Origin of the sequence: Vibrio spartinae, assembly GCF_024347135.1 — a bacterium.
Taxonomy (GTDB): domain Bacteria; phylum Pseudomonadota; class Gammaproteobacteria; order Enterobacterales; family Vibrionaceae; genus Vibrio; species Vibrio spartinae.
In genome coordinates, this window is the sequence record NZ_AP024907.1 from 2,820,166 (window position 1) to 2,831,923 (window position 11,758).

Consider the following 11,758-nt stretch of genomic DNA (forward strand, 5'->3'; position numbering starts at 1 on the left):
TTATACAGTCCAGACTGACTGGATTCCCAGCCAATATAAGGCTCGCAACATTCTAATACAATTAACGTAACAATTTTTGCTACATAGAACATATTTTTAACTTAATTCGCGCAAAAAACGCAATTGAGTGCACACATCACAGGAGAAGAATTGACTTTAATGAAATCAGGAGTTAAATATTCATTCGCAAACATCCTGGACGGATTAAATAATAAACAAAGGAGATTGTTATGGCAGATAAGAAAGCGACCCTTCATGTTGAAGGCAAAGCGCCAATCGAACTGCCAATTATCAACGGTTCTATGGGGCCTGAGGTAATTGATGTTCGACAACTGGGAGCGAACGGGTACTTTACTTATGATCCTGGTTTTCTTGCCACTGCATCTTGTGAATCTCAAATCACCTACATCGATGGTAACCAAGGTGTACTACTGCACCGGGGTTATCCTATCGATCAATTAGCGAATAACGCAGACTATCTGGAAGTCTGTTATATTCTTCTTTATGGTGAAGCCCCAAACAGGAAGCAATACTCAGAGTTTAAAAATACAATTTCGCGCCATACAATGGTTCATGAGCAAATCGCTAGCTTTTTTCACGGTTTCCGACGTGATGCTCACCCAATGGCAGTCATGGTAGGTGTTGTTGGTGCACTTGCTGCGTTCTATCATGATTCTCTAGATATCAACAACGATAGCCACCGAGAGATAGCTGCATATCGTCTTCTCTCAAAAATGCCGACACTGGCATCCATGTGTTATAAATACTCTGTCGGCCAACCATTCATTTATCCTCGCAACGACTTAGGTTATGCGGAAAACTTCCTTCATATGATGTTCGCAACACCATGTGAAGAGTACGAAGTGAATCCAATTGTTGCTCGGGCAATGGATAAAATTTTCACCCTGCACGCTGATCATGAGCAAAATGCTTCAACGTCAACAGTTCGTCTGGCCGGTTCATCCGGTGCAAATCCATTTGCATGTATTGCTGCGGGAATTGCGTCGTTATGGGGGCCTGCTCATGGTGGCGCGAATGAAGCGTGTCTGCGGATGCTTGAAGAAATCGGCAGTGTCGATCGCATTCCTGAATTCGTTGCACGAGCAAAAGATAAGGATGATCCATTCCGTCTGATGGGCTTCGGTCACCGGGTTTACAAAAATTATGACCCGCGTGCGACTGTGATGCGCGAATCCTGTCATGAAGTACTGAAAGAACTAAGTATCGACGATCCATTACTGGATGTTGCAATGGAATTGGAAAGAATTGCTTTGTCTGATGACTATTTTGTCGATAAGAAACTCTACCCGAACGTTGATTTCTATTCAGGTATTATTTTGAAAGCAATCGGTATTCCTATTTCTATGTTTACTGTGATTTTCGCGTTGTCGCGCACCATCGGTTGGATTGCTCACTGGAATGAAATGCACAGTGATCCTGAGAGTCGTATTGGTCGCCCTCGTCAGCTATATACCGGATATAAACTTCGCGATTTTTCACCACTACACGAACGTGAATAATAAAATCCAGATGTTTGCATAAATCAAAGGGCAGGTTGATAAAACCTGCCCTTTTGAGTTCTAAACTGCCTGTTTAGGCTGGATTGTCAATATCGACAAACTCAACGGCTATATTTTGAGTTTGGGACAGCCATTCCCCTAACGCTTTGACACCGTAACGTTCTGTGGCATGATGCCCGGCAGAAAAATAGTGAATCCCCTGCTCTCGGGCACTATGTGTCGTCCTTTCCGAGATTTCCCCCGAAATAAAAGCATCCAGGCCTTTGGCCGCAGCCAAATCAATGAAGTCTTGTCCCCCACCGGTACACCATCCCACCGTGGCTATCAATTGCTCCTCACCCGACGCAATATGAAGTGGTTCCCGTTGTAATACGGTTGCTATTTTACGGCTCAAATCCGCACCACTTATCGGCGCTTTGAAAGCCCCATACATCGCCACCGACTGCGCATGACCTTCTAAGCCTCCCATCACGTCAATCCCTAATAACCGGGCCAGACAAGCGTTATTCCCCAGTTCAGGGTGAATATCCAGTGGTAAGTGATAAGCGTACAGATTGATGTCATGCTGAATCAAACGCCGAATCCGTTTCCCTTTCATGCCTCGAATCGGCTCGGGTTCTCGCTTCCAAAAATAACCATGGTGTACCAGAATAGCATCGGCTTGCAGCGTAATCGCTTTTTCAATCAATGCCTGAGAGGCTGTAACACCGGTGACAATTTTTCTGATGTCGGATCGACCTTCAATTTGCAATCCGTTCGGACTGTAATCCTGAATTAAATCGGGACGCAGTTTCTCGTCGAGTAATGCTTCGAGCTCAAGATTATTCATGGTTCTTCCCGCTTTTGATATAAGTGCTAGGCAGGCTACAATGACACTTGAAATACTTCAAGAGGCATCCACGATGGATTTAACCGCAATTGCTCAATGGGTCCGAGACACGCCCGGATTGTTTCTGGCAGCACCGCCAATAGAATCGGATTCACCGTTTGCAGAGCTCGCAGCCTTCCCGATTTCATGGTCAGCGTCAGTACGCCCGAATCAACGACTAGGGCTGCTCTATCAGTCGGTCTGTTCAGATCTGTTTAAATCCAACCCAGCCTACGCACTCACCGCGGAAGAAGTGCAGATTATCGATAACGGGAAAACTCGGGGTGCTATCGACTTTATTCTCGACAACCAACACACATCACAACAGGAACATTGGGAAGTCGCGATCAAATTCTATCTGCTCCATCAGGGGTACTGGTTTGGTCCAAACGCAAAAGATCGGCTGGATATCAAACTCCAGCATATGCTCAAACATCAGTTACCGCTGTCTGCGCACCCCATTGTTTTACAGCAATATCCACATTGGCAGGTGACATCACGACACCTCTTGATGCAGGGGCGGCTTTATATCAATCCGTTTACGGATGCGCCAATCCCTCAAGATTGTCTGGGTTACGCCTTGAATCAAACTCAAATCCAAGGCCACTGGTGCTATCAGGCTCAGTTTCACCAGATCCGTGAACCACTCTACTTACTGGAAAGATATCAGTGGATGACTGGACGAACAGCAACCAACCTGCGTTACGAGCCAGCAGCGTTGGAACGGGCTGTTCATTGTCAGTCGGAAAGTGGGATATTCTGGTTTATCGTGCCGGATAGTTGGCCACAATAAATTATGCTCATGTTTTCAACCGCCCATACAGCGATGACAACTGAGCTTATACTGATTAGATTTGAGCATCTTAGCTGCTCTCTGCAAATGGCATTTGTCGCTGAAACGTCAAGGGAGCACCACTGTGCTCCCTTATCTATTCATTCTTATCAATTCTGGTAACAACACTGCTTCAAGCTATACCCCAGCATCGGCAAAGACTTGATTCACTATCTCCTGAGCTTCTGATTCGATCTGTTTCAGGTGCGCCTCACCTTTAAAACTCTCACAGTAGATCTTGTAAATATCTTCAGTCCCGGAAGGACGCGCAGCAAACCAACCAAATTCCGTCGTCACTTTCAGTCCACCAATTGCAGCACCATTTCCCGGGGCATGCGTTAATCTTGCCGTAATAGGGTCTCCTGCCAACGTCTGAGCGGAAACCATTTCTGGAGATAGCTTTTTCAAAACCGCTTTCTGCGAACCAGTTGCGACGGCCTGAAGACGGCTATATTTCGATTCACCATGTTTTGCAGCCAGCGCTTCATAATATTGCTGAGGATTTTTTCCGGTCACAGCGGTTATTTCAGCAGCCAGCAAACAAAGAATGATGCCATCTTTGTCGGTTGCCCATGGTGTGCCGTCAAATCTCAGGAAAGATGCACCGGCACTTTCTTCACCGCCAAAACCAAACTCTCCGGAGAACAACCCATCGACAAACCATTTAAAGCCAACAGGAACTTCGCACAACGTGCGGCCTAAATCAGCAACAACACGGTCAATCAATGCACTGGAAACCAAGGTCTTGCCAACAGCGACATCGGCTTTCCACTCACGGTGGCGATACAAATAATCAATACAGACCGCCAGAAAATGATTGGGATTCATCAACCCTTTCGGTGTCACAATTCCGTGACGGTCATAATCTGGGTCATTACCGAATGCCAGATCATATTGATCTTTCAGTGCCAGCAATCCCGCCATTGCATATGGCGAAGAACAATCCATCCGGATCACACCATCTTTATCGAGCGACATAAACTGAAACGTCGGATCGATCGACTCATTGACCAGCTCTAAATTCAACTGATAAGTTGCTGCAATTTTCCGCCAGTATTCAATCCCACTGCCTCCGAGTGGATCAACACCAATTTTCAGATTGGCCTGTTGGATCGCAGGCATATCAATCACATTAACGAGATCATCAACATATGGCATCACTAAGTCCTGTTCAACATAGTATTCTGACGCCATTGCTTGCTGTAACGGAATTCGTCGCACAGTCGCGATTCCATCCGCAATAATTTCATTCGCCCGATTTTCGATCGCTTGCGTAACTTCACCTTCGGCCGGACCACCGTGCGGTGGATTATATTTGATCCCGCCATCTTGAGGTGGATTATGAGATGGTGTGATGACTATCCCATCCGCTTTTTGCGCGTGCTCGCGGTTATAAGTCAGAATCGCGTGAGAAACGCCCGGAGTTGGTGTATACCCTTGTTCAGCCTGAACGATCACCTGAATACCATGGGCGATTAAAACTTCAACAACACTGGAAAATGCACATTCCGACAATGCATGGGTATCTTTGCCAACAAAAACAGGGCCTGTGATACCAGCCTGACCTCTCACTTCAGCAATCGCTTGTGTGATCGCCAGAATATGATTCTCATTAAACGAAGATTTTCCAGAAGTTCCTCGGTGCCCGGACGTACCAAACTCAACTTTATGCGCCTTTTCAGCGGCATTGGGCTTAAGACGGTAATAATCAGAAACAAGCACAGGAATATTTTGCAAATCGCTGTGTTGTGCTTGCTTTCCAGCTCTCGGGTGAATAGCCATATGACATCCTTGGTTTCAAAATAACAGTTATCTAAACTCACAGTATTTCAAAGATCAACGTCTCAAATATAAGAAAACCCCATCAGCGATGATGAGGCTATAAAATTTCATTTAAATTGAAAACGTTACTTTGTCGATCAGATCAGACGGGAAATTCATCCGAACCATGAGCTGCTCAATCATCTGCTGTTTACGACTGGTATTATTATTGGTAATCACCCAGAAAGGTGTATTGGGAATCGCTTTTGGTTTGGTCGTTTTACCGTTTGCCAACAAGGTTTCTTCATTGTCAGCAAAGTAAACCCGTTTGCGGCCCTTCACGTCCATCGCTTCGGAAAAACTAACCGAATCGATATAATAAAGTGTAGAAAGCACCAACATAAACCGATCAACCACTTTTTTCTGAGCGGCGAATTCATCGGAAATCAACAACTCACGGATGACCTGAACACCCGATAATTGTGATTCTCTTCCTGCATCTTTACTGACAACAATACCTTGAGTACCAGCCTGATCTTGCGGGTGCGCCGATTCGTTCGGTGCAGATGGAGTAACGTGAGAAACAGGCAGAGACGGAGTTTCCTGACCATCGACATTCAACAACCGACGCAATATATCCGATGCACTCTCACCGATGTGGCATGTCTGACTCGCAATATAACGGTATAATTCCTCATCAACCTCAATTGTTTTCATTCGCTTTTCACAATCTCTATGTTTAAACTCTTTAGGATTATAGCGAGATCTTTTACGATACACCACGATAAACCGAATACAAACAGAGAAAATGTCTACACAACTTCACTATAAAATTGAAGGGGATGGGTCACCGATTGTCTTGCTGCACGGGCTGTTCGGCAGCTTGGATAATCTTGGTTTACTAGCCCGTGACCTAAAAAACGACTATCAAGTCATCCGTCCCGATTTAAGAAATCATGGGCTGTCTTTTCAAGCGACAACCCATGATTATGAATTAATGGCTGAAGATGTCGCCCATCTGATCCGGTCACTTGATCTGCCACCAGTGATATTAATCGGCCATTCGATGGGCGGAAAAGTCGCCATGAAGCTGGCAGCGCTCGATCCTCAGCTCGTTAGAGAATTGATTGTCATTGACATGGCTCCGCTGAAATACCATGAACGTCATCACGATGATGTGTTTGCCGGATTATTCGCCGTACTGGAAAAACAGCCGCCAGACCGAGAAGCCGCAATGCAAATCCTCGCTCAACATATCGAACCAGAATCGGTCCGCCAGTTTTTAGGCAAATCACTCTACAGAGACGGTGATAAAATGGCATGGCGTTTTCAGGTTGAAGCATTATATAACAATTACGAGCATATTCTTGACTGGCAACCGATTCAGCCAGTACAAAAACCAACACTATTCCTGAAAGGCGGAGATTCAGACTATATTAGTTCAGATGCTCAAACGCCGATTCTGGAACAATTTCCTCATGCAAAAGCGCATATTATTGCAAACACAGGGCATTGGCTCCACGCAGAGAAGCCTCAGGATGTGTTGAGAGTGATCCGTAAATTCTTATTCAGTGACAACAGAATCCATCAGCAATCCACTTGCTGATGGTGCATTAACTTTAATGAACAACAGTGGTATAGTTCGCGCAATCATCAGATCGAAATGGGCATACTGAGCCACTCAATCCAGATAATGTGGTAACGAACCGCACATGATGACAATCATGCAGAGATGAATTTTCAGGGTTCCATCCCATAAGTAGACGACACATATATAGGGTAATGATTTTATGGCAAGTGTAGGTATCTTCTTTGGTAGTGATACAGGTAATACTGAAGCCGTTGCAAAAATGATTCAAAAGCAACTTGGTACAAAATTAGTTCATGTGCAAGATATTGCAAAAAGCAGTAAAGAGGACATTGACAACTTTGACTTATTGCTGTTTGGCATCCCCACTTGGTACTACGGTGAAGCACAGTGTGATTGGGATGATTTTTTCCCAGAGCTTGAGGGAATTGATTTTTCAACAAAACTGGTTGCAATCTTTGGCTGTGGCGATCAAGAAGACTACGCTGAATATTTTTGTGATGCCATGGGAACAGTTCGAGATATCATTGAAAGCAAAGGTGCAACGATCATTGGTCATTGGCCGACGGAAGGCTATGAATTTGAAGCATCCAAAGCACTGGTGGATGATAACAACTTTGTCGGTCTATGTATTGATGAAGATCGTCAGCCAGAACTTACCGAAGATCGTGTCAACCAGTGGGTCAACCAAGTCTACGATGAAATGTGCCTTTCTGAGTTAGAAGACTGATTTTTATTGATAAAAGACTTGCGCTTGCAATGAATGTTCAAACTTTGAACAAGCTTTGACAGTTCAGGTCTTTTTATTTGCCAGTAGATCTTATAAAGTACATTATCACTCGCATCTATATGTAGAATAAACTGCATAAATTGCCATGCTCTCAGGAAAGATACAATACCCTTTAAAAGTTAGTGGTTTATTGTTGGCGGTGACTAACCTATAATAATTTCAATCATGAAACGCTGTTACTGATGCAGATCATCAACAGGAAAATATATGTCTGATAACAACCAAGCACTCAAGGATGCGGGCCTCAAGGTCACTCTCCCTCGGTTAAAAATTCTCGAAGTTTTGCAGCAACCGGAGTGCCAGCATATTAGTGCTGAAGAACTGTATAAGAAATTGATTGATCTTGGCGAAGAGATTGGTCTGGCTACTGTTTATCGAGTTCTTAACCAATTTGACGATGCAGGTATCGTGACTCGCCACCACTTCGAAGGTGGAAAATCTGTATTTGAGCTATCAACACAAGAGCATCATGATCACCTTGTTTGCCTTGATTGTGGAGAAGTAATTGAATTCTCTGATGAAGTGATAGAAGAACGCCAAAGAGAAATTGCTTCTCAATATAATGTACAACTGACAAACCACAGTCTTTATCTTTACGGTAAGTGCCGTGAAGGGAACTGCAAAGATAACCCTAACGCGCATAAACTCAAGTAACGTAAATAAAAAAACCACCGATTTATCGGTGGTTTTTTTATCCCATCCTGAATTATAAATAATCCCGAACAAGTATTTCCGCAATCTGAACCGCATTAGTTGCAGCCCCTTTGCGAACATTATCAGCAACAACCCATAGGTTTATCCCCTGATGGTGACTGATATCATTACGAATCCGACCGACAAAAACATTATCCTGTCCGCCGGCATTACCAACCTGCGTCGGAAACTCTTCTCCAGAAAACACCTCAACATTCTCAGACTGGCGGAGTAAATCAGCCACCTGCTCCGCATCAATCGGTGTCCGAGTCTCCACATGCAACGCTTCTGCATGACCGTAAAACACAGGTACCCGAACACAAGTCGGATTAACCTGAATCGTTGGATCATTGAAGATTTTCTGGGTTTCCCACACCATTTTCATTTCTTCTCGTGTATACCCGTTATCCATAAAGGTATCAATCTGAGGAATACAGTTAAATGCAATCTGCTGGCTAAACTGTTCTGGCTCCGCAGGTACCCCATTCAATAGTCTGGCAGTTTGCCCAGCTAGCTCATCCACGCCCGATTTTCCGGCACCAGAAACCGATTGATAGGTTGAAACGTTGATGCGCTCAATCCCGGCTGCATCATGGATCGGCTTCAACGCAACCAACATCTGTATCGTTGAACAATTAGGATTAGCAATAATGTTACGATTACGGAATTCCGCAATGGCTTCAGGATTCACTTCAGGGACAACCAGCGGTACATCATAGTCATAGCGGAACTGAGATGTATTATCGATGACCACAACCCCAGCATCCGCAGCAATTGGTGCCCACTTTTCCGACAGTTCCCCCCCGGCTGAAAAGAGAGCAATATGTGCCTGAGACCAGTCAAAGTCTTCAACGTTCTGGACATACACCGACTTGCCGTTAAACCGGTAGCTCTTTCCTTCACTACGCTCACTCGCAAGCAAAAAGAGCGTTTCTACAGGAAACTCACGTTTCTGAAGCACTTCAATTATTGTTTCACCGACAGCGCCTGTGGCACCGAAAACAACAACGTTAAATTTTTGGCTCATGGTGTTACCTCAATCTGAAAACCTAATTCTGACAGCGGACTCAAATGACAATCCTGCTGACCAGTTATTTTTATTGCACCGTATTCACGACGATCCCAATAGTTTTTACGCATGGCATCAAAGGCGCCCGGTTGGTCAATGACTCGTCTAAACAACGCATCATCTCGGCGCACGTCGTAGACTAGATGGATCAAATTCACTAGCGTCGCTTCATCCCAGGCATGAGACAGACAAACTTCAGAGATCGGAGCCACCGGTAAAAGCTTATTCGGACTTGCCCAGAGATCACAACCGAGGAAAGTACAATAGCTGTTAAAAATCATCGTTGTTCCACGTGCCTTACCTTCTAAACCGTAACCGGCAATATGTGGTGTCGCAAAAGCAAGTAATGGTAACAACGCCATATCAACTTCCGGTTCAAACTCAAATACATCTAAAACCGCCGTAAAGCCGTCTTGTTGCTGCAAACGGCGTTTCAACGCAGCATTGTCAACAATCGGTCCCCGGGCTGCATTAATGAGAATCTGATCCGCCCGCAGATGATTTAGCCGCTGCTCATCCATCAAGTGATAAGTCGGCCAAGTACCATCATTCACCAGTGGCGTATGTAAGGTAACCACATCGGCTGTTTCCAACAGCGTTTCCAGTTCAGTAAACTGGCGCGGATCACCTTCCGCTTCTTTGGGGGGGTCATTGAGTAATACGTTTAATCCAATACCACGCAGGCAGTCTGCAAGGTAGCTGCCGACCTGCCCGGCACCAATAATACCGACCGTTTTATCAAAAACAGAAAAACCCTGCTGTTGTGCAAGTACCATGAGCACACTAAATACATACTCAGCGACCCCAACTTTGTTGCACCCCGGTGCAGCGGTAAAGAAAATTCCCCGTTCCTGCAAAAGTTTCTGATCGACATGGTCCATACCTGCTGTCGCGGTACCGACAAATTTAAGTTTGTCAGCCTTTTGTAGTAATGCATCATTGACCTTCGTCACGGACCGAATCATTAAACCATCAACGTCCACTAAGTCATCCGCAGTTAAATCACGTCCGGATTTTAGAATCACATCACCCAATTGGCTGAATAATGCTTCAGCATAAGGCATATTTTCATCTATGAGGATTTTCATACCTGACATCGTCTTTTTCTTTTTCGAAATTAAAGAGGGATTGTACAGAAAGTCGGAACACGGTTCGATATAAATGTTTTATACGAAAAAAATACTCGGTATCGTGCGACACCGAGTATTTCATAGAATGATTCAATCTGAATATGTCACTTACGACGATTGAACGGGCAGAGAGTCCATCACTGCACAACCAGCCGTGTAAGAGAGGCGGCCCAATTACCCCTGATATTTGCGCATCAGTAAGGTTGCATTTGTCCCACCGAAACCAAAACTGTTCGACATCACTGTTGTCAGTTCCTGATCTCTGCTCTCTGTAACAATATCTAACCCTTGTGCCGCTTCATCGAGATTTTCGATATTCACACTTGGGGCGACAAAGTTATGACGGAGCATCAGCAGAGAGTAAATGGCTTCATGCACACCAGCCGCCCCCAGCGCATGACCTGTCATTGCTTTTGTTGCCGAGATAGCAGGGCTGTTGCCACTGAACACTTCCTGAATTGCATGGAGCTCTTTGACATCACCGGCAATCGTTGATGTCCCATGCGTGTTGATGTAATCGACTCGATCAGTATTCTGCATCGCCATCTTCATACAACGCACCGCACCTTCACCAGAGGGCGCAACCATGTCATACCCATCAGAAGTGGCGCCGTAACCCACGATTTCTCCATAGATAGTGGCACCACGAGCCAAAGCATGTTCCAGCTCTTCCACGACAACCATACCGCCACCGCCAGAAATCACAAATCCATCCCGATCTGCATCATAGGTACGAGAGGCGCGATCTGGTGTGTCATTATATTTGGTTGACAATGCCCCCATCGCATCAAACATCATGGTCATCGTCCAGTCGAGTTCCTCACCACCACCGGCAAACACAATATCTTGCTTACCAAGTTGAATGAGTTCTGCCGCATGACCGATACAGTGAGCAGACGTCGAACACGCTGAACTCATACTATAATTCACACCGCGAATCTTAAATGGCGTCGCCAGACAGGCAGAAACAGTCGATGACATTGTTCTTGTAACCATATAAGGACCAACGCGTTTGACCCCTTTTTCACGCAATGTATCAACAGCAAGGGCCTGGTTCAATGATGATGCACCGCCAGAACCGGCAACAACACCAGTTCGGTCATTTGAAACCATTTCTGGTGTTAATCCGGCATCAGCAATCGCCTGTTCAAGTGACAGATAAGCATAAGCAGCAGCCTCTCCCATAAAGCGCATTTGCTTACGATCAATCAGTGTTGATGGGTCAATTTTCAGATCACCCCATACTTGAGAGCGCAGACCTTTCTCTTTAAACTGCTCAGACGCTGTAATACCTGATTTTCCAGCTTTCAAAGATGCCAGAACTTCTTCGACATTGTTACCGATACTGGAAACAATACCCATACCGGTTATTACAACTCGTTTCATATAAGATCCCTATTTTCTAAAAAATTCGTATAATTTCGCGTAAGATGATAGCTGACAAAGTTTATTGAAGTGGTCAGCTTTCCAAGAAATTCGTACAATTCATTCACCGTTAGTATACCTC

The 11,758-nt window shown here is 45.0% G+C and carries 11 protein-coding genes; 5 read left to right on the forward strand and 6 right to left on the reverse strand.

Features of this window, described 5'->3' with window-relative positions; genetic code table 11:
* Nucleotides 1-230: 230 nt before the first annotated feature.
* Complete coding sequence (locus tag OCU60_RS12545) at nucleotides 231-1,520, forward strand: citrate synthase (protein ID WP_074371560.1); 1,290 nt, start codon at nucleotides 231-233, stop codon at nucleotides 1,518-1,520.
* Between the two features lie 73 nt (nucleotides 1,521-1,593).
* Here the strand turns inward: OCU60_RS12545 and OCU60_RS12550 are convergent, their stop codons facing one another.
* Nucleotides 1,594-2,349, reverse strand: coding sequence for a Nif3-like dinuclear metal center hexameric protein (locus OCU60_RS12550; protein ID WP_074371561.1), 756 nt, complete (start codon nucleotides 2,347-2,349; stop codon nucleotides 1,594-1,596).
* Between the two features lie 73 nt (nucleotides 2,350-2,422).
* Between OCU60_RS12550 and OCU60_RS12555 the strand changes: the two genes are divergently transcribed.
* Nucleotides 2,423-3,181, forward strand: a complete 759-nt coding sequence (locus tag OCU60_RS12555) for a DUF1853 family protein (RefSeq protein WP_074371562.1) — start codon at nucleotides 2,423-2,425, stop codon at nucleotides 3,179-3,181.
* A gap of 177 nt (nucleotides 3,182-3,358) precedes the next feature.
* On the opposite strand, the gene pgm is transcribed toward OCU60_RS12555, so the two are convergent.
* Together pgm and seqA are read right to left on the reverse strand one after the other, a co-directional pair.
* Nucleotides 3,359-5,002 (reverse strand): phosphoglucomutase (alpha-D-glucose-1,6-bisphosphate-dependent), encoded by a 1,644-nt coding sequence (gene pgm, locus OCU60_RS12560; protein WP_074371563.1) that lies wholly within the window; start codon nucleotides 5,000-5,002, stop codon nucleotides 3,359-3,361.
* A gap of 111 nt (nucleotides 5,003-5,113) precedes the next feature.
* Nucleotides 5,114-5,698: a replication initiation negative regulator SeqA gene (gene seqA / locus OCU60_RS12565; RefSeq protein WP_074371564.1), complete on the reverse strand. Its 585-nt coding sequence runs from the start codon at nucleotides 5,696-5,698 to the stop codon at nucleotides 5,114-5,116.
* A 91-nt stretch (nucleotides 5,699-5,789) separates the two neighbouring features.
* Here seqA and OCU60_RS12570 point away from each other — a divergent pair, with 91 nt between their 5' ends.
* The 3 genes from OCU60_RS12570 to fcrX all read left to right on the forward strand — a co-directional run bounded on the left by OCU60_RS12570 (nucleotide 5,790) and on the right by fcrX (nucleotide 8,013).
* Nucleotides 5,790-6,587 (forward strand): alpha/beta fold hydrolase, encoded by a 798-nt coding sequence (locus OCU60_RS12570; protein WP_074371565.1) that lies wholly within the window; start codon nucleotides 5,790-5,792, stop codon nucleotides 6,585-6,587.
* A 184-nt stretch (nucleotides 6,588-6,771) separates the two neighbouring features.
* Nucleotides 6,772-7,299: a flavodoxin FldA gene (gene fldA, locus OCU60_RS12575; protein ID WP_074371566.1), complete on the forward strand. Its 528-nt coding sequence runs from the start codon at nucleotides 6,772-6,774 to the stop codon at nucleotides 7,297-7,299.
* A 267-nt stretch (nucleotides 7,300-7,566) separates the two neighbouring features.
* The gene (gene fcrX, locus OCU60_RS12580; protein ID WP_074371567.1) at nucleotides 7,567-8,013 is read left to right on the forward strand and encodes a ferric iron uptake transcriptional regulator FcrX; all 447 of its coding nucleotides are present in this window, start codon (nucleotides 7,567-7,569) and stop codon (nucleotides 8,011-8,013) included.
* A gap of 52 nt (nucleotides 8,014-8,065) precedes the next feature.
* Here fcrX and OCU60_RS12585 read toward each other — a convergent pair whose 3' ends face one another.
* From OCU60_RS12585 to fabB, 3 genes are all read right to left on the reverse strand, one after another.
* On the reverse strand, nucleotides 8,066-9,079 hold the full coding sequence (locus tag OCU60_RS12585; RefSeq protein ID WP_074371568.1) for an aspartate-semialdehyde dehydrogenase: 1,014 nt from the start codon (nucleotides 9,077-9,079) through the stop codon (nucleotides 8,066-8,068).
* Nucleotides 9,076-10,209: a 4-phosphoerythronate dehydrogenase gene (locus OCU60_RS12590; protein ID WP_074371927.1), complete on the reverse strand. Its 1,134-nt coding sequence runs from the start codon at nucleotides 10,207-10,209 to the stop codon at nucleotides 9,076-9,078. The genes OCU60_RS12585 and OCU60_RS12590 overlap by 4 nt, the downstream gene beginning before the upstream one ends.
* Nucleotides 10,210-10,425: 216 nt before the next feature.
* Nucleotides 10,426-11,637 (reverse strand): beta-ketoacyl-ACP synthase I, encoded by a 1,212-nt coding sequence (fabB, locus tag OCU60_RS12595; protein ID WP_074371569.1) that lies wholly within the window; start codon nucleotides 11,635-11,637, stop codon nucleotides 10,426-10,428.
* Between the last annotated feature and the right edge of the window lie 121 nt (nucleotides 11,638-11,758).

Bases quoted from the DNA above. Each gene is read 5' to 3' on its own strand.
- OCU60_RS12555 (WP_074371562.1), top strand. From the start codon at position 2,423: ATGGATTTAACCGCAATTGCTCAATGGGTCCGAGACACGCCCGGATTG.
- OCU60_RS12590 (WP_074371927.1), bottom strand. From the start codon at position 10,209: ATGAAAATCCTCATAGATGAAAATATGCCTTATGCTGAAGCATTATTC.
- fldA (WP_074371566.1), top strand. From the start codon at position 6,772: ATGGCAAGTGTAGGTATCTTCTTTGGTAGTGATACAGGTAATACTGAA.
- seqA (WP_074371564.1), bottom strand. From the start codon at position 5,698: ATGAAAACAATTGAGGTTGATGAGGAATTATACCGTTATATTGCGAGT.
- fabB (WP_074371569.1), bottom strand. From the start codon at position 11,637: ATGAAACGAGTTGTAATAACCGGTATGGGTATTGTTTCCAGTATCGGT.
- OCU60_RS12585 (WP_074371568.1), bottom strand. From the start codon at position 9,079: ATGAGCCAAAAATTTAACGTTGTTGTTTTCGGTGCCACAGGCGCTGTC.
- pgm (WP_074371563.1), bottom strand. From the start codon at position 5,002: ATGGCTATTCACCCGAGAGCTGGAAAGCAAGCACAACACAGCGATTTG.
- OCU60_RS12545 (WP_074371560.1), top strand. From the start codon at position 231: ATGGCAGATAAGAAAGCGACCCTTCATGTTGAAGGCAAAGCGCCAATC.
- OCU60_RS12550 (WP_074371561.1), bottom strand. From the start codon at position 2,349: ATGAATAATCTTGAGCTCGAAGCATTACTCGACGAGAAACTGCGTCCC.
- OCU60_RS12570 (WP_074371565.1), top strand. From the start codon at position 5,790: ATGTCTACACAACTTCACTATAAAATTGAAGGGGATGGGTCACCGATT.
- fcrX (WP_074371567.1), top strand. From the start codon at position 7,567: ATGTCTGATAACAACCAAGCACTCAAGGATGCGGGCCTCAAGGTCACT.